The sequence below is a fragment of the Metabacillus sp. YM-086 genome (genome assembly GCF_048059995.1).
Lineage (GTDB): Bacteria > Bacillota > Bacilli > Bacillales > Bacillaceae > Metabacillus > Metabacillus litoralis_B.
On record NZ_JBLUOI010000013.1, the window covers coordinates 13,161 to 31,773 of the forward strand.

Sequence of the window (18,613 nt, forward strand, 5' to 3'; positions counted from 1 at the left end):
TCTTCACCCACTTAAACAGTCTTCATCTCGCCTATGAAGACCATCTCGCAACTCTTCACCCACTTAAACAGTCTTCATAGCCTCGTTAATGACAGCCGGAAGTGTCACACCTAGCCACTAAAAAAAACAGAAACCGGCGTAACCGGTTTCCCCAACTCTACATATTCCTTCTATATTGTCCCCCGACCTCATATAATGCCTGCGTAATTTGGCCAAGGCTGGCTACTTTTACAGTTTCCATTAGTTCGGCAAAGATGTTGCCGTTGTGGATAGCTTTGTTTTTTAGGTTCAACAATGCTTCTTCAACTTTGTGCTCGTGTGTTTGTTGGAAGGCCTTTAAGTTTTGGATTTGCGTTTCTTTTTCTTCCTGTGATGCACGGGCGAGTTCCATGTTGTCCATCATGTCTTGTGATGGTGGGTTTGGATTTAGGTAAGTGTTTACACCGATGATTGGCAGTTCACCTGTGTGTTTTTTCATTTCATAGTGCATCGATTCATCCTGGATTTTGCCGCGTTGATATTGTGTTTCCATTGCGCCTAGTACACCGCCGCGTTCATTAATACGGTCAAATTCCTGTAGTACTGCTTCTTCTACTAAGTCTGTTAACTCTTCAATAATGAATGAGCCTTGCAGCGGATTCTCATTTTTAGTTAAGCCATGTTCTTTCGTAATAATCATTTGAATGGCCATTGCGCGGCGTACAGATTCTTCTGTTGGCGTTGTGATCGCCTCGTCATAGGCGTTTGTGTGTAATGAATTACAATTATCATGCAGGGCCATTAGCGCTTGAAGGGTTGTGCGAATGTCGTTAAAATCAATTTCCTGGGCATGTAGGGAGCGCCCTGATGTTTGAACATGATATTTTAGCTTTTGACTTCGTTCATTGGCGCCGTATTTGTCGCGCATGACGGTTGCCCATATTCTCCGGGCAACGCGACCGATAACGGTATATTCCGGATCGAGTCCATTACTAAAGAAAAACGATAAGTTAGGTGCGAATGAATCAATATCCATTCCTCTGCTTAAGTAATATTCCACATACGTAAACCCATTTGAGAGCGTAAAGGCTAGTTGTGAAATTGGATTGGCTCCTGCTTCTGCGATATGGTAGCCAGAAATGGAAACAGAGTAATAATTTCGTACCTTTTGATCAATAAAGTATTGCTGAATATCCCCCATTAAACGGAGGGCAAACTCTGTTGAAAAAATACATGTGTTTTGTCCTTGATCTTCTTTTAAAATGTCGGCTTGCACGGTTCCTCTTACTGTTTGAAGAGTGAAGGCTTTTACTTCATCATATTCTTCCATTGTTAGCGAACGTCCGAGCTCAGCTTCCTTTCTGTTTACCTGCTGCTCAATCGCTGTATTCATGAACATCGCTAATATAATTGGTGCTGGACCATTGATTGTCATTGAAACAGATGTGGAAGGGGCACATAAATCAAAGCCATCATAGAGCTTTTTCATATCATCTAATGTACAAATGCTTACTCCACTTTCCCCAATTTTCCCGTAAATATCAGGGCGGTAGGCTGGATCTTCTCCGTATAGTGTTACGGAATCAAATGCCGTACTTAAGCGCTTTGCATCATCATCTTTTGATAAATAATGAAAGCGGCGGTTCGTACGGGCAGGAGTTCCTTCACCAGCGAACTGTCTTTTTGGGTCTTCCCCTTCACGTTTAAACGGAAACACACCTGCTGTATATGGAAAAGAGCCTGGTACATTTTCTTTATAAAGCCAATTTAAAACATCACCGTCATTTTTATATTTTGGTAATGATACTTTCGGGATGGATAATCCTGATAGGGAAGTGGTTCTAAGCTTTGTAACAATTTCTCTGTTGCGAATAACCGTTGTAAATTGCTCTTGAGCATATTTCTCCTTTGTTTCTTCCCAGCTATTTAAAAGTGCTTTTGATTGAGGTGTTAGCTTTTCCTCAAGAGAATTCAGGACATTTTTTAAAGATAAAATCACTTCTTCATTTGTTTCCTGTTCCATAAGCGTTTCAAGCGCACCTTTTAGTTGAAACCTTTTTGTCGCAAGCTCTGCTTGTTCCTCTGAGTGACGATGATAGTTTCGAACAGTTTCACTGATTTCTCTTAAGTAATAACGGCGTTCAGGCGGAATAATCACGTTTTGCTTTTCCACATCTTTAACAACCGGAAGAGAGGTTTGCCAATCTAGATTTGTTTTTTCATTGATTAATTCTAGTAGCCTTGCGAATAGAGTGTTTGTGCCTAAATCATTAAACTGACTGGCAATTGTGCCATAAACAGGCATCTCATCTAGTGGCTGATCAAATAGCATTCGACTGCGCTGCACCTGCTTTTGCACTTGGCGCTTCGCATCTTCAGAGCCTTTACGCTCAAATTTATTGATAACGACCACATCAGCATAATCGAGCATATCAATTTTTTCTAATTGAGATGGTGCCCCAAATTCACTTGTCATGACGTACATTGATAGATCACATATCTCAGCGATTTCTGCATCACCTTGACCAATACCGCTTGTTTCAACGATCACAAGATCAAAGCCAGCTGCCTTTACAATAGAGATCGCATCTTGAATGGCCAATGATAGCTCTGACTTTGATTGTCTCGTTGCCAAGCTTCTCATAAACACTCGTGGAGAAAAAATGGCATTCATGCGGATTCGATCTCCAAGCAATGCCCCACCAGTTTTTTGCTTCGTTGGATCCACGGATAATATGGCGATTTTTACTGATGGCAACTCATTTAAAAAACGTCGAATTAATTCATCTGTTAGTGAGCTCTTTCCGGCACCACCTGTTCCCGTAATCCCGATCACAGGTGTTTTCGTACTCAACGTTTTTATTTCACTAATTAGGTTTTCTGCTGCTTCTGTGATTTCTTGTTTAAACACTTTCGCTTCTGCACAAGAAATGAGTTTGGCAACTGCTTTTGTTTCTCCTTCTTTCACATCGTCCAAAGAGATTTCTCCCTTTTCAACGGTAGAAAAATCGCACTCTCTTAGCATATGGTTGATCATGCCCTGTAGACCAAGCTCGCGACCATCATCAGGAGAGAAAATTTTCGCAATACCATACTCATGAAGCTCTTTTATCTCTCGAGGAATAATGACTCCCCCGCCGCCGCCATAAAGACGAATATGTCCTGCTCCTTTTTCCTGCAGTAGATCGTACATGTATTTGAAAAATTCAACGTGTCCACCTTGATAGGAAGAAATGGCAATCCCCTGAACATCCTCCTGAATCGCAGCAGCCACGATTTCTTCAACTGAACGATTGTGTCCAAGATGAATCACTTCCGCTCCACTTGCTTGAAGGATTCGTCGCATAATATTAATGGAAGCATCGTGTCCGTCAAATAAACTTGATGCTGTGACAAAGCGAACAGCATGCTTTGGTTTATATACCTCTGTTATTGTCATTTATAAAAACACCCCTTTGATTGCCACAAAAGTTACTTCCCAACCCCTTGTAAAATAACCTTTGTTTGCAGCTCAATGTAATCTTCAAGCGTATACATTTTGTGAAGGGCCCAGCGTCTAAAGCCCCACATTTGGCCTTTGACAAAAATATTGTGAGCAATTAAATCACATTCTGGCTCTGATAACGTTAATTCCCCATTTTGCACACAGTCTTTAACAATTTTTTTAAACATCCCGACCATTTCCATTTCCTTTTTTAACACATATGGTAAAGCGTCCTTAGATAATGACTTAACTTCCTGATACATAACGAGCACTTCATCTTGCATCTCATCCATGACGATAAAATAATTGTGAATCGCTCGCTTTAAACTTTCTATTGTGCCTTGTTTTGTATCAATATCTTCCTCTAAGCGGGCATGAACCTGGTCATAAATGCTGTCACAAACTAAGTAAAGAACATCCTCTTTTTGGCGAATATATTCATACAACGTTCCGATACTAAAGCCGGCAGACCTTGCAATCTCTCTAGTTGTCGTGCGGTGAAATCCTTTTTCTTTAAAAAGATTGACCGCACCTTTAATCATTTGCTCTCTTCGCTTTTCAATTAACTTCTCATCCTTAACGGATGCGACAACTTCACGCTTTTCCATCTACCTCCCACCTATCACCGAAACTAGTATTCCTTTATTTCGTTAACATTCTAGAAATGACAAGTCGTTGAATTTCCTGTGTGCCTTCATAGATTTGTGTGATTTTGGCATCTCTCATAAACCGCTCAACAGGGTAATCCTTTGTATAGCCATAGCCACCAAATACTTGAACGGCCTCAGTTGTAACCTTCATCGCTGTGTCACCAGCAAAAAGCTTAGACATTGCTGATTCTTTACCATATGGCAACCCTTCAGACTCTAGCCATGCTGCTTGATAGGTTAATAATCGTGCAGCTTCAATATTTGTTGCCATATCAGCAAGCTTAAAGCTGATTCCTTGCTGAGCTGCGATCGGCTTGCCGAATTGCTCTCTTTCTTTTGCATAGGCAATGGCTGCATCCAACGCACCCTGTGCAATTCCAACTGCTTGAGCTGCTATACCGTTTCTACCACCATCTAATGTCATCATAGCAATTTTAAAGCCATCCCCAATCTCGCCTAATACATTTTCTTTTGGTACTTTACACTCTTCAAACATAATCTCCGTTGTAGGTGATGAACGAATGCCCATTTTGCTTTCTTTTTTTCCTACTGAGAAGCCTTCAAAATCTTTTTCAACGATAAACGCTGTTGTTCCCTTATGCTTGCTTGAAGGATCTGTTACTGCAAATACGATATAGATATCGGCAATTCCTCCATTTGTGATGAAAATTTTTGAGCCATTTAAAATATAATCGTCTCCGTCTTCACGGGCATTCGTGCGCATACCACCTGCATCAGATCCTGAACCAGGCTCAGTTAACCCGTATGCCCCGATTTTTTCGCCTAGTGCCATCGGTTTTAGGTATTTTTGCTTTTGTTCTTCATTACCGAACTTATATAGAGGCCAGCCTGCAAGCGACGTATGGGCGGATAACGTTACACCTGTTGATGCACACACTCTTGAAAGCTCCTCAACTGCGATCACATATGATAGATAGTCACTGCCAATCCCGCCATATTCCTCAGACCAAGGAATTCCCGTTAATCCAAGGTCCGCCATTTTTCTGAAAATGTCCATATCAAAACGCTCTTGCTCATCGCGCTCTGCTGCTGTTGGTTCTACTTCTTTCCTTGCAAAGTCTCTTACAGTTTTTCGTAGCATTTCATGTTCTTCTGAAAGTTTAAAGTACATCTCTTTCTCCCCATTTCACCGCTTATTTTTCTTTCACCAAATGTTTACTGATGACAATTCGCTGAATTTCACTAGTACCTTCGTATATTTCACAAACCTTTGCATCACGGAAATACCGCTCCACCGGGTATTCCTTTGTATAGCCATAGCCGCCAAAGATTTGAATCGCCTCTGTGGTAACCTCCATTGCTGTTTTTGAAGCAAATAGCTTTGCCATCGCAGCCTGCTTGCCACATGGAAGTCCTTGTTCCTTTAGCCATGCAGCTTGATAGACTAGTAGCTTCGCAGCCTCCACATTTGTTGCCATATCCGCAAGCTTAAAGGAAATTCCTTGCTGGGCTGCGATTGGCTTGCCAAACTGCTTGCGTTCCTCTGCATAAGCTGTTGCCTTCTCTAGTGCAGCCTCGGCAATTCCAAGTGCTTGAGCAGCAATGCCAATTCGGCCGCCGTCTAAGTTTGCCATCGCAATCTTAAAGCCTTCACCCTCTTTTCCTAGAAGGTTTTTAAGCGGGACTCTAGCATTCTCAAAAATCAGCTCAGTAGTTCGTGACCCATTTAATCCCATTTTGTGTTCATCTTTTCCGATAAGAAATCCCGGTGTTCCTTTTTCAATGATTAACGCCGATATGCCATTGGTTCCTTTGTCCTCGCTCGTTCGGGCAAAAACTATATATATGTCAGCTTCACCACCATTTGTAATAAATACTTTTGATCCATTTAATAGATAGTGATCATCCTTTTTAATGGCCTTTGTTTTCATGCTTGCCGCGTCAGATCCGGAGCTTGGTTCTGTTAAACAAAAAGCTCCTAGACGCTCCCCTGTTGCAAGCTTTTTTACATAGTTGTTTTTTTGCTTTTCATTGCCAAACATTAAAATTGGATAGGTTGCAACAGATGTGTGAACAGATAAAATAACAGCTACTGTCGCACTTACTTTGGCTATTTCATGAATAGCCATAATATAAGAGGTGTAGTCCATGTTCGCCCCGTCATATTCGGTCGGAATTGGAATCCCCATTAATCCAAGTCCCGCCATCTTTTGAAGTACAGAGGATGGAAATACCCCTTTTTCCATTTCTTCCACAAATGGCTCAATTTCGGCTTTTGCAAATTCACGTATCATTTTTTGCATCATTACTTGCTCTTCTGTAAAATGTAGATTCACTTGATGCCCACCCCTTTGGTCATTGCAAAATGAAAACCCTATGTTTCTACTGAAATTAGGAATACTGATAAAACCCTCTACCAGATTTTTTCCCAAGCCAGCCTGCTTTTACATATTTACGTAGCAATGGACATGGGCGATATTTATCATCACCAAAGCCTTCATGAAGTGTTTCCATAATGTATAAGCATGTGTCCAATCCGATAAAATCTGCCAAAGTTAACGGACCCATTGGATGGTTCATCCCAAGCTTCATTACTTCATCAACTGCTTCCGGCTCTGCCACTCCTTCATACACAGTAAAAATTGCTTCATTGATCATCGGCATTAAAATGCGGTTGGAAACGAAACCGGGGAAATCTTTCACCTCAACAGGTGTTTTATTTAATTTTTTCGTAAGATCTTCAATTTGCTGATAAACTTCATCAGATGTAGCAAGACCGCGGATAATTTCAACGAGTTTCATCACAGGAACAGGATTCATAAAATGCATGCCGATTACGCGATCGGGCCTGTTAGTAGCTGCGGCAATTTCTGTAATTGGTAAGGATGAGGTGTTAGTTGCCAAAATAACCTGCTCTGGTGCAAGAGTATCGAGTTGCTGGAATAGTGTTGTTTTCACTTCCATTTTTTCAATCACAGCCTCGATAATGAAATCAACTTCTTTCGCATCTTCAATGGAAACGGAAGGGATGAGTCGCTTTAGCGTTTCATCTTTGTCCTGCTCGGAAAGCTTTCCTTTTTCCACCTGTCTTTCTAATTGCTTTTGAATGGAAGTTAAACCTTTTTCGATGATTTCCTGTTTCATATCATGAAGGACAACTTGAAATCCAGCCATGGCACACACTTGGGCAATGCCCGAGCCCATTTGTCCGGCACCGATTACCATGATTTTTTGAATGCTCATATGGGGCCTCCTCTTTAAATTTGGATTGTTTTCTATACGTTTTATCTAACGGAAATCTAGTTTTTAATTCTGTTTTGCGCGCTGAGGTGAGAGGTCAGAGGTGAGATTTGAGGCAATCGGGGAGTGCCCGATTGCACTATTAAAGTTAGACCTCAATCATGATGGCATCGCCTTGGCCGCCGCCGCTGCAGATGGCTGCAATGCCGATTCCGCCGCCTTTGCGCTTTAATTCATGAATTAAGGTGATGAGAATTCTTGCTCCACTTGCACCGATTGGGTGGCCGATTGCAACAGCTCCACCGTTTACGTTTACCTTTTCTGGATCAAGACCGGCAATTTGGTTTGCGGCTAATGCAACTGTTGCAAATGCTTCATTAATTTCAAAAAGATTAATATCTTCAACAGTTTTGCCTGTTTTTCTTAATAGCTCATTAATGACAAGTCCCGGTGTTTTAGGGAAGTCTTCCGCTTCAACCGCAATTGCTGTATGAGCTAAGATAGTTGCAAGAGGTTCTCTGCCTTCTTTTTTCGCCCTTTCATCACTCATTAACACAAGAGCTGCTGCTCCGTCATTAATTCCTGGCGCATTACCTGCTGTGATCGTTCCATCATGATCAAAAACAGGGTTCAGCTTTGCTAATCTTTCTATTGATGTGTCTTTACGTGGTGCTTCATCTTTGTCGACCACAATTGGGTCTCCTTTACGCTGTGGTACTTCAACAGCAACTATTTCTTCACTTAAAATTCCAGCTTCCTGAGCAGTAACCGTGCGCTGATGGCTTCTTAATGCCCACTCATCCTGCTGTTGTCGGGTGATTTCAAGCTCTTTTGATGTGCTGTTGCCGTATGTGCCCATGTGAACACCAGTAAAGCTGCATGTTAAGCCATCATGAATCATTAAATCCTTTACAGCAGAATCACCCATACGCAGTCCCCATCTTGCTTTTGGCATCATATATGGCGCATTGCTCATTGATTCCATGCCTCCAGCTACAATCACTTCTTCGTCTCCGGCACGAATTATTTGATCGGCCATTGTGACGCTTCTTAGTCCAGATGCACAAACCTTATTTACTGTTTCTGTTTTTACATTCCATGGCAGATTTGCCGCACGGGCCGCTTGACGTGATGGAATTTGTCCTTGTCCTCCTTGCAGAACATTTCCGATAATCACTTCTTGGACATCTTCAGGTTGAACACTTGCTCTTGTTAATGCTTCCTTTATGGCGATGCCTCCAAGCTCTGATGCTGTTAATGTTGAAAGAGCTCCACCAAACTTCCCCACAGGTGTTCTTACTCCACTTAAAATAACGGTTTTTGCCATGTCCCTCTCCCCTTTGCAATGTATGTAAATTATTAAATAGTAAACGCTTACAAACAGTGACTGAACGCTCGCTCAATTTTTCTTCAGAGATAAAGAGGGGAATTTCCCCTCTTTCCATTTTATCTTACTTTTCTTTGAAAATGACTATGAAACTAGCTCTTTTTGTTCGCCAAATATCGACTTTTCTAGAAGCTCTGCAACATCATATGTGCTCACCGTTTCTTCTACTTCTTTTGCTTTCGTTCCATCACTTAACATCGTTAAGCAATACGGACAGCCTGAGCTAATCACCGATGGATTAACAGCTAATGCTTGCTCTGTTCTTGCCACGTTAATGCGGCTTCCTGTATCTTCTTCTGTCCACATTAAGCCACCACCAGCTCCACAGCACATTCCTTTATCACGATTTCGTTCCATTTCAATTAGCTTCACACCAGGGATTGCTTTTAAAATATTACGTGGTGCATCATATACTTCATTGTACCTTCCTAGGTAACAAGAATCATGGAATGTAATGGTTTCATTAACAGGAAGGCTTGGTTTCAGTCTTCCAGAAGCCACTAACTCTGCAAGTAATTCTGTATGATGATAAACCTCTGCTTCTAACCCGAAATCAGGGTATTCATTTTTAAAGATGTTGTAAGCATGTGGGTCGATTGTGACAATCTTTTTCACATCATTTTTTACAAACTCATCAATATTTTTCGTTGCAAGCTCTTGGAATAAAAATTCATTCCCAAGGCGACGCGGTGTATCTCCTGAGTTTTTCTCTTTGTTACCAAGAATCGCAAATTTAACTCCAGCTTCGTTAAGAAGTTTTGCAAAAGATAAAGCAATTTTTTGACTGCGGTTATCGTAAGAGCCCATTGAGCCAACCCAAAATAAGTATTCAAACTCTTCTCCTGATTTGCTCATTTCTTTTACCGTTGGAACGTGTACATCTTCGCGTGCTTCACGCCATGTTTCACGCTCTTTACGGTTAAGTCCCCAAGGATTTCCTTGGCGTTCAATGTTTGTCATTGCACGCTGAGCATCTGCATCCATTTTTCCTTCTGTTAGCACTAGATAACGGCGCATATCAATGATTTTATCAACATGCTCATTCATAACCGGACATTGATCTTCACAGTTACGGCACGTTGTACAAGCCCAAATTTCTTCTTCTGTAATCACATCACCGATTAATGAAGCACTATAGCCAGTTGCTGCCGTTTCTTGCGCACCTGAGCTAGCTGCCATCATTGCAATTTGATTTCCTTTTGTGCCACTGAATGCTACAGCCGGCACCCATGGTTGTTTTTGTGTAACAGCTGCTCCTGTAAAGGTTAAATGGTCACGCAGCTTAATGATCAGGTCCATCGGAGAAAGTATTTTCCCTGTCCCTGTCGCCGGACACATATTTGTACAGCGCCCACATTCAACACATGCATATAAATCAATTAACTGTGGTTGTGTAAAGTCTTCAATTTTGCCAACCCCGAATGATTCTTGTGTTTCATCTTCGAAATCAATTTTTTCAAGTTTACCGGGGTTTGATGTACGGTTAAAGTACACATTCGCAGGCCCGGCAATTAAATGCGCATGCTTTGATTGTGGAACATACACTAAGAACGTTAATAAGAAAAGTAAATGGATCCACCATGCAATATAGAAAATAACAATTGATCCTGTTTTACCTACAAAGCTAAGTAAAAAAGCGAATGATGAGGCTAGCGGCTCAGACCATGTTAGATCATGACCATGCCAGATTAAGCCCATTCCGTTCCCAAGCAATACCGATAGCATTAAGCCACCAATAAACAGTAAGACTAGTCCTGATTTAAAGCCTCGTTTTAAACGAACAAGCTTTTCAACATAACGACGATGAAATGCCCAAACTACAGCAACTAAAATCATAAAGGTGACGATTTCCTGGAAAAACGTAAACGCCGGATACAGCGGTCCAAGCGGCAGGTGTGCACCTGGCACTAAGCCTTTAATAATAAAATCAATGGCTCCAAATTGAACAAGAATAAAGCCATAGAAAAACATCACGTGAATGATTCCACTCTTCTTATCTTTTAAGAGCTTTTTCTGTCCAAACACATTCACCCAAATTTTTTCAAGTCTTTCTTTTACCTTCCCATCAAATTCGACTTTTTTTCCTAGCTTAATATAAGCCATTCTTGTACGAATTAAGTAGATGAAAAGATGAATTCCGTAAGCGGTTACAATTAAAAATGCAACTAAATTTACCCAAAGTAATGCGCCCATGTTGTTTCCCCCAATCTCCCAATTGTTACAGTCTGTTTTTCCCCTTTGCACAACAGTAAGTTTCTTGTTTTCTGAATTTACTTATATCTCTATGATAATAAATGAATGAGCATTCAGTCAATAATTTTTTAAGGGTGATTTATAAATGCTGGTTGTACAATGTATTCTTGATGTTTTTAAATATGCATTGTTCCAGTAAAGAATCTAATGATTACATAAAAAAGAAAAATCCGCTAAAAATAAATAGAACGTACTGATTACCTACTTACCTTTCATAAAAATATATGTGCTGCTAGGAGGATGGCGTTTTGAACATCGTATTCATTATCTGCTTTATCATAGTGGCGATTATTTGTTGGTGGACAATTGATTATCACCTTGGTAGAAGAAATCATCTTGCAACAAGCAAGTACACGCAATTTCCTCGACGTAAAAGTGATATTACCCTTATTACAGATGGAGATACTTTATATAAAGATCTTTTTGAGAGCATTAAAAATAGTACGAAAAGTATTCATGTGCTATTCTTCATTGTGAAAAATGATGAAATCAGTCATGAGTTTTTAACGATTCTGGGTGAAAAAGCAAGGCAAGGTGTCGAAGTGCGCCTTTTACTTGATTATGTAGGCAGCTCGAAGCTTACGAAAAAAAGGATTCAACTTCTAAAAGACAATGGTGTTCGTTTTGCTTTTACTCATAAACCTAAGTTTCCTTACCTTTTTTATACAACGCAAGCAAGGAATCATCGGAAAATAACCGTTTTAGATGGTAAAATTTCTTATTTAGGTGGCTTTAATATTGGAAAAGAATATCTTGGGAACGATCCAAAGCTAGGATACTGGAGAGATTTTCACCTGAAAATCACCGGAGAAGGCACGGCCGATTTACAGGAGCAATTTTTAAAAGACTGGTATGATTCTACTGGTGAAAACGATGTAGATAATCCCAAGTACTATCCTAACCAGCCACTCGGTAAGAGTGAGCATATGTTCATCTCTACATATGGAGAAAATCTTGAAAAACATTTCATTTCGTTCATTAGGGATGCTAAGCAAGACATTTTAATTTGCTCGCCCTATTTCATTCCGGGTAAAGTTATTTTGGATGAGCTTTTAGCTGCTCTATCAAGGGGCGTACGTGTCCGAATTATGGTGCCGATGCGAAAGGATCATCCGCTTGTAAAAGAAGCTTCATTCCCATACTTTGGTCCCCTACTACTTGCAGGCTGTGAAATTTACCAGTATTACCATGGCTTTTTTCACGCAAAGATGATTATGATTGACGATCATCTTTGTGACATTGGAACAGCAAACTTTGATAAAAGAAGCTTTTATTTAAACGATGAAATGAACTGCCTCATATATGACCGCGAATTTATTCAAGAGGTAAAAAAATTTGTTCAAGGTGATTTGGGTCGTTCAGAGCTGTTAACCTATCAGGCCTATCAGAAGAGATCTCTTTTTGAAAAAGGAAAAGAAAGGTTTGCAACATTAGTGTCGCATTTTTTGTAATCTTATTGGAGTACAGGGTGTGGAATCTTGTAGGCTCTCTGGCTCCGAAATAGTATGACTTTAGAACGGGAGGGAGATCATGATTATTCGGTTCGGCTATGTGTCACATGCTCTTTCTCTATGGGATTGTTCACCAGCCAAAACATTAACATTCACGAGATGGAAAAAGCTCGAAGAACAGGAACGACACGAGCAACTTTTATATGTAACGAAACAAAATCTGGAACATACTTTACGGATGATGCACTATAATATTGCCCATGAAATAATGGTATACCGAATGTCATCATCAATTGTCCCACTAGCTACCCACCCTGAGGTGCTATGGGATTATAAAACACCATTTAAGGATTTGCTCACTGAAATTGGAGATTTGGTTAAAAAGTATAAGCTTCGGACGAGTTTTCATCCAAATCAGTTTACACTGTTTACAAGCGATAAAAAGCATATTACAGAAAATGCAGTTGGTGATATGACCTATCATTATGACTTATTGGATGCGATGGGACTTGCTGATGAAGCCATTATTAACATTCATGTTGGCGGGGCTTACGGTGACAAAACTAAGGCTACAGAACGTTTTCATCATAATATTAAGAAACTGCCAACACATATAAAAAAGCGAATGACTCTAGAAAATGATGATAAAACCTATACAACATCAGAAACATTGGCCATTTGTCAAAAGGAGCAGATTCCCCTTTTATTTGATTATCATCATTACATGGCTAATAAAGACGATGATGAAAATTTTTTAGAACTGCTTCCTACTATTTTTACTACATGGGATTGGGTCGGAATACACCCGAAAATACATGTTTCCTCCCCAAAATCTGAGAAGGAATTTCGCAGTCATGCGGATTATGTTGATGTTGAGTTTTTAATGCCTCTATTAAAAGGGTTAAAAGAATTGAATGTTGACGTTGATTTGATGATTGAAGCAAAACAAAAGGATAAAGCAGCATTGAAGCTTTGTGAGGATGTTGCGAAGATTAGAGGAGTTAAGCGGATTGGTGGCGCTACTATAGAATGGTAGTGCCATTTTCCTATTATAAATGGTAACGTTTTCACTTGATTTATAGGATGGATCTGGGTTATTCTTTATTCTACAGCGGTGCACTTACATTTACTTTTGTGCAATCGGTTGCACAACCTGAGTAATTATGTAAGCGTTTAAACTAAGCTGTTGTACAACAAAGGAGGATGTTATATGTGTCATTTTTTCAAAAGGTTTGGAATTAGCTTACTCATTATTCTACTTACCGTTTCTTCTCTCTTTTCAACCTCAGCAAGCGCAGACATCAAATCAGATTATAAAACATACGTCATGGCACCACTTACGAAAATCACTAATTGGAGTGATTTTGCAAAGCAGTTAGCTACTTTAAAAAGCAATGGGGTATATGCTTTAACAACTGATGTTTGGTGGGGTGATGTTGAAAAAAACGGCAACAATCAATTTGATTGGTCTTATTATCGTCAATATGCACAGACTGTAAGGGAATCTGGACTTAAATGGGTTCCGATCATCTCCACACACCAATGTGGCGGCAATGTTGGTGATGATTGCAATATTCCGATACCAAGCTGGGTTTGGAATTTAGCCTCAACTGATACACTTACTCATAAATCCGAAACCGGCTATGTGAACAAAGAAACATTATCTCCATGGGCATCAGGTGTCGTCTCAACACAATATGATGAGTTATATGAATCATTTGCGCAAAATTTTTCAGATTATAAAGATATTATTATTAAAATCTACTTAAGTGGTGGACCTGCAGGAGAATTAAGATTTCCATCTTATGTATCAAACGACGGATGGTCTTATCCCTCAAGAGGAAAACTGCAAGCATATACGGAAACAGCAAAAAGTGACTTCCGGACAAATATGCAAGCTAAATATAGTACTTTAACAAACTTAAACACTGCTTGGAAAACAAATCTTACTTCATGGACTCAGGTAAACCCACCTTCAGATGGAGATAACTTCTTCTCTTCAGGTGCTGCGTATAATAGCCAATATGGAAAAGATTTTATGACATGGTATCAGAATGTTTTAATTAAGCATCTTAACCTAATTAGTCAGAAGGCTCATGAAAATTTTGATCCTACATTTGGTGTTCCAGTCGGTGCTAAAATTGCCGGAATTCATTGGAAAATGAATGATCCTTCTATGCCACACGCATCTGAATACTCAGCAGGATATTACAATTATGCAAGTATACTTGATCGATTTAAAGCTAGTAATCTACATCTTACTTTTACATGTTTAGAGATGGACAACAGTCAAGAATTTACAAGTCCATATTACTCAGCACCAAAAGCACTTGTTACTCAAATTGCGAATTTAGCGACACAAAGAGGAATCGTGCTGAATGGAGAAAATGCACTGGCAATCTCTAGCTCCGATGCCAGCTATAGTGAGTCCCGCTACCGAAATACCGCACAGCATTTATTCAATGAAGGCTTCAGCGGCTTCACTCTGCTTCGTTTAGCAAATGTCGTTCAATCTAATGGCACAAAAACAGCTGAAATGGACCGATTCCGAGATATTTTAGCTCTACAGCCGATAAAAGTTGAATTTATCGTTAAAAATGCTCCTACTGCATACGGTGATACCGTTTATGTAACAGGAAACCGTTGGGAAATGGGCATGTGGAATAACCCAGATGGAGACATGATCAAACTTACTTGGGATAACACAAATAAAGACTGGCGCGGAACAGCAACTATCGCAGCGAATCGTTACTATGAATTTAAAGCGGTGATTGTCGGCTCAAATGGAAGTCCAAAAGCATGGGAGCCTAATGGTAATAATACTTGGTCTACGCCAAATGTGAGTTCGAATTATACGATTCAGTGGTAGAAAGAAGAGTAAATCTCCTCGGTTTGGGTTTAGGCAAACTGAGGGGGTTTTTTGTTTTGGAGGGTGGCGAGGCTGGTGTTGGGGAGTTTTATGAATGAACTGCTCTTTTAAATGGGAGAAACTTAGGCTACTTTGGGTTTTTCATTGTATTTTTCAGTGCTGCCGGAACTGGAATCAGGCTTTATCTTCGATTTTGGGATGTTTATCTTCGATTCTGGAGAGTTTATCTTCGATTTTGAGCACTTTATCTTCGATTTTGGGCACTTTATCTACGATTCCTGCAATTTTATCTTCGATTGCCCTTTTCCTTATAAAAAATCAAGTTGAATTACAGGGTTGTATCCGGTTTTCAAATTTCACCACAAAAAAACCCCAGATGAACAACTTTCATCTGAGGCAAACTTCTCTTCTTTTTTACATCTTCTCAGGGGCAGAAACACCAATGATCGTAAATGCATTTTGTAATGTAACTTGCGTTGCTTTCATTAGGCCTAGTCTTGCACGGCTTTTTTCTGTGTTTTCAGGATCTAGCACTTTTTCAGCGTTGTAGAAGCTGTGAAGTGTTGATGCTAAATCATAAATGTAATTTGTGATGCGGTGCGGGATACGTTTTTGAGCTGCCTCCGCTACTGCTTGTGGGAATTCACCTAGTTTTTTCAGTAAGTCAAATTCTTTTTCAGATGAAATTTCATCTAAGTTTAGGTTATCCACGAATGATAATCCTTGTTCTTCACCTTGGCGCAGCATACTGCAAATACGTGCATGAGCATATTGTGCGTAGTATACAGGGTTTTCGTTTGATTTAGATACAGCAAGATCAAGATCAAAGTCCATATGTGTATCAGCGCTTCTCATTGCGAAGAAGTAACGTACAGCATCAAGACCTACCTCTTCAATTAAATCACGCATTGTAACAGCTTTACCTGTACGTTTACTCATCTTCATTTTTTCACCATTTTTGTAAAGATGAACAAGCTGAATGATTTCAACTTCAAGAGTATCCTTGCCATAGCCAAGTGCTTCGATCGCTGCCTTCATACGAGGAATGTAGCCATGGTGGTCTGCGCCCCATACGTTAATCAGCTTTGTAAAGCCTCGGTCAAGCTTGTCCTTGTGATAAGCAAGGTCTGGTGTTAAATATGTGTAAGAGCCATCATTTTTGATTAAAACACGGTCCTTGTCGTCACCGAATGTTGTGGAGCGGAACCATGTTGCACCATCTTCTTCATAGATGTGGCCTTTTTCTTTTAAAGCAGCAAGGGCATTATCAATTTTTCCGTTGTGATAAAGAGATGTTTCTGAGTACCACACATCAAATGGCACACGGAATTCCTCTAAATCAGCTTTTAGCTTGGCCATTTCATATTTTAATCCGTATTCTCTGAAAAAGCTTAGGCGTTCTTCGCTAGATTGATCAACGAACTTATCTCCGTACTCTTCAGCAAGCTTTTTCCCGATGCCAATAATGTCTTCCCCATGGTAGCCATCCTCAGGCATTGCTGTATCTTTACCTAGGGCTTGGAAGTAGCGAGCTTCTACTGAAAGAGCTAAGTTGTTAATTTGGTTTCCAGCATCATTAATGTAGTATTCACGAGATACATCGTACCCAGCTTTTGCTAATACGTTACATAATGAATCACCTACAGCCGCTCCACGGGCATGACCTAGGTGAAGGTCGCCTGTTGGATTTGCTGAAACAAACTCAACTTGAACTTTTTCATTGTTTCCTACGTTTATTTCACCGTAGCTTTCGCCAGCTTTTAAGATATTAGGAATTAAGTCTGTAAGGTAGCTGTTATTCATGTAAAAGTTAATGAATCCTGGACCAGCAATTTCAATTTTTTCGATTGACCCTTTTTCTTTATCGAAGTTTTCAACAATCGCTTCTGCAATCGCACGTGGTGCTTTTTTCGCTACACGTGCAAGCTGCATCGCCATGTTTGTAGAATAATCTCCGTGGGCTTTTTCCTTTGGAAGTTCTAATAAAACATCTGGAATTTGTGCTTCTTCAGCTAAACCAGCTTTTAAAACGGAAGCTTTGATTTCATCTTTTAACCGTTCTTTGACTTGCTCAACGATATTCATTGTTACTCCTCCTTGTAGGTAATCATCAATTTATGTACATGCTTTTCATTTTCATCTATTTGCAAATCATATAAAATAACGAGCCTATCTTCAAGCTCTGTTTTTTCTATTGTTAGTGATTTAGTGTAGGTTTCTAATTGAAGCTTGCCAAAAGGTGTACCATAATCAGTTAGTGTTAGCTCCTCTTCGATAAAACGCTGTTTCATCGTAACCGCACCAGATCGCATCACAACAACCTCACGATCAGCAATTTTCACAGTTGTTTTGACCGATCCGAGTTCATGAGTTTCATCATAACGGAGATAAATGGTTTTTCCCTTTAAAATATACTCACCTGTTGTTGAAACTTCAATCGTTTCTTTCTCATCATCATGTTGATTCTGGATTTCCGACAACACATGGATTCTAATAGGCGTGCTTTCCGACATGTAGACACTCCCTTTCCATCATTCTCCTTTAACTTTAATAGTATAAAGAACACTTTGCAACTACGCAAGAAAGAAAAATTGCGTGCCTGTCACTTCCCGAAGTTTGTCGATTAAGGCGGAAAGTGAATGGCACGCCTGAATTTACCGTTATTTAGTGAGTTTATTTGTTGAATTTGTTCCTCTTAACCCTGTCATTGGATTTCTCCGGGGATTTGAAACACTTATCTGTGATTAGGTTCTGCTGGGGTCGGGGACATAAAATGAGCCTTGGACTGAGATGCTGTTACTGCTGCTGGGATCGGGGACATAACTTGATCTTCCGACTGAATGTTGTCTCGATACTCCCAGTATTGGGACATATCTTGGGCTTCCCACTTAATTGTTGTCTCGATACTCCCAGTATCGGGACATAGCTTGGGCTTCCCACTCTTTTGTTGTCTCGATACTCCTAGTATCGGGACATATCTTGGGCTTCCGGCTCATTTGTTGTCTTGATACTCCCAGTATCGGGACATAGCTTGGGCTTCCCACTCTTTTGCTGTCTCTATACTCACTGTATCGGGACATATCTTGGGCTTCCCACTCTTTTGTTGTCTAGATACTCCCAGTATCGGGACATAGCTTGGGCTTCCCACTCTTTTGTTGTCTAGATACTCCTAATATCGGGACATATCTTGGGCTTCCCACTCTTTTGTTGTCTAGATACTCCCAATATCGGGACATAGCTTGGGCATCCGGCTCATTTGTTGTCTCGATACTCCCAGTATCGGGACTTATCTTGGGCTTCCCACTCTTTTGTTGTCTCGATACTCCTAGTATCGGGACA

General features: G+C 40.2%; 12 protein-coding genes. 3 read left to right on the top strand and 9 right to left on the bottom strand.

The window, feature by feature from the left end:
* Nucleotides 1-157: 157 nt before the first annotated feature.
* The 7 genes from icmF to ACEWK1_RS08065 form a co-directional block, all read right to left on the bottom strand.
* The gene (gene icmF, locus ACEWK1_RS08035) at nt 158-3,418 is read right to left on the bottom strand and encodes a fused isobutyryl-CoA mutase/GTPase IcmF (RefSeq protein WP_416635916.1); all 3,261 of its coding nucleotides are present in this window, start codon (nt 3,416-3,418) and stop codon (nt 158-160) included.
* 32 nt (nt 3,419-3,450) lie between these two features.
* A complete protein-coding gene (locus tag ACEWK1_RS08040; protein WP_098795407.1) occupies nt 3,451-4,071 on the bottom strand; it encodes a TetR/AcrR family transcriptional regulator in 621 nt (206 codons plus the stop codon).
* A gap of 34 nt (nt 4,072-4,105) precedes the next feature.
* A complete protein-coding gene (locus tag ACEWK1_RS08045) occupies nt 4,106-5,245 on the bottom strand; it encodes an acyl-CoA dehydrogenase (protein ID WP_379052455.1) in 1,140 nt (379 codons plus the stop codon).
* 22 nt (nt 5,246-5,267) lie between these two features.
* Entirely contained in the window at nt 5,268-6,410 is a 1,143-nt protein-coding gene (locus ACEWK1_RS08050) for an acyl-CoA dehydrogenase (protein WP_416635917.1), read from the bottom strand.
* 55 nt (nt 6,411-6,465) lie between these two features.
* Nucleotides 6,466-7,317 (bottom strand): 3-hydroxybutyryl-CoA dehydrogenase, encoded by an 852-nt coding sequence (locus ACEWK1_RS08055; RefSeq protein WP_416635919.1) that lies wholly within the window; start codon nt 7,315-7,317, stop codon nt 6,466-6,468.
* 145 nt (nt 7,318-7,462) lie between these two features.
* Nucleotides 7,463-8,641 (bottom strand): acetyl-CoA C-acetyltransferase, encoded by a 1,179-nt coding sequence (locus tag ACEWK1_RS08060; RefSeq protein WP_416635920.1) that lies wholly within the window; start codon nt 8,639-8,641, stop codon nt 7,463-7,465.
* Nucleotides 8,642-8,785: 144 nt separating this feature from the next.
* Nucleotides 8,786-10,894, bottom strand: a complete 2,109-nt coding sequence (locus ACEWK1_RS08065; protein ID WP_416635921.1) for a (Fe-S)-binding protein — start codon at nt 10,892-10,894, stop codon at nt 8,786-8,788.
* 308 nt (nt 10,895-11,202) lie between these two features.
* Between ACEWK1_RS08065 and cls the strand changes: the two genes are divergently transcribed.
* The 3 genes from cls (at nt 11,203) to ACEWK1_RS08080 (ending at nt 15,274) form a co-directional block, all read left to right on the top strand.
* A complete protein-coding gene (gene cls / locus ACEWK1_RS08070) occupies nt 11,203-12,405 on the top strand; it encodes a cardiolipin synthase (protein ID WP_416635922.1) in 1,203 nt (400 codons plus the stop codon).
* A gap of 79 nt (nt 12,406-12,484) precedes the next feature.
* Nucleotides 12,485-13,441 carry a UV DNA damage repair endonuclease UvsE gene (gene uvsE, locus ACEWK1_RS08075; RefSeq protein WP_121663923.1) on the top strand — a complete coding sequence of 319 codons (957 nt, stop codon included), beginning with the start codon at nt 12,485-12,487 and terminating at the stop codon, nt 13,439-13,441.
* Between the two features lie 174 nt (nt 13,442-13,615).
* Nucleotides 13,616-15,274: a family 14 glycosylhydrolase gene (locus tag ACEWK1_RS08080; protein WP_212135373.1), complete on the top strand. Its 1,659-nt coding sequence runs from the start codon at nt 13,616-13,618 to the stop codon at nt 15,272-15,274.
* A 414-nt stretch (nt 15,275-15,688) separates the two neighbouring features.
* Here the strand turns inward: ACEWK1_RS08080 and argS are convergent, their stop codons facing one another.
* Nucleotides 15,689-17,359 carry an arginine--tRNA ligase gene (argS, locus tag ACEWK1_RS08085; RefSeq protein WP_212135371.1) on the bottom strand — a complete coding sequence of 557 codons (1,671 nt, stop codon included), beginning with the start codon at nt 17,357-17,359 and terminating at the stop codon, nt 15,689-15,691.
* Between the two features lie 2 nt (nt 17,360-17,361).
* The gene (locus ACEWK1_RS08090; RefSeq protein WP_121663926.1) at nt 17,362-17,787 is read right to left on the bottom strand and encodes a DUF1934 domain-containing protein; all 426 of its coding nucleotides are present in this window, start codon (nt 17,785-17,787) and stop codon (nt 17,362-17,364) included.
* Nucleotides 17,788-18,613: the final 826 nt, after the last annotated feature.

Coding starts and splice junctions, on each gene's coding strand:
- argS (WP_212135371.1), bottom strand. CDS start 17,359: ATGAATATCGTTGAGCAAGTCAAAGAACGGTTAAAAGATGAAATCAAA.
- ACEWK1_RS08060 (WP_416635920.1), bottom strand. CDS start 8,641: ATGGCAAAAACCGTTATTTTAAGTGGAGTAAGAACACCTGTGGGGAAG.
- ACEWK1_RS08080 (WP_212135373.1), top strand. CDS start 13,616: ATGTGTCATTTTTTCAAAAGGTTTGGAATTAGCTTACTCATTATTCTA.
- ACEWK1_RS08065 (WP_416635921.1), bottom strand. CDS start 10,894: ATGGGCGCATTACTTTGGGTAAATTTAGTTGCATTTTTAATTGTAACC.
- ACEWK1_RS08055 (WP_416635919.1), bottom strand. CDS start 7,317: ATGAGCATTCAAAAAATCATGGTAATCGGTGCCGGACAAATGGGCTCG.
- uvsE (WP_121663923.1), top strand. CDS start 12,485: ATGATTATTCGGTTCGGCTATGTGTCACATGCTCTTTCTCTATGGGAT.
- ACEWK1_RS08090 (WP_121663926.1), bottom strand. CDS start 17,787: ATGTCGGAAAGCACGCCTATTAGAATCCATGTGTTGTCGGAAATCCAG.
- ACEWK1_RS08040 (WP_098795407.1), bottom strand. CDS start 4,071: ATGGAAAAGCGTGAAGTTGTCGCATCCGTTAAGGATGAGAAGTTAATT.
- icmF (WP_416635916.1), bottom strand. CDS start 3,418: ATGACAATAACAGAGGTATATAAACCAAAGCATGCTGTTCGCTTTGTC.
- ACEWK1_RS08045 (WP_379052455.1), bottom strand. CDS start 5,245: ATGTACTTTAAACTTTCAGAAGAACATGAAATGCTACGAAAAACTGTA.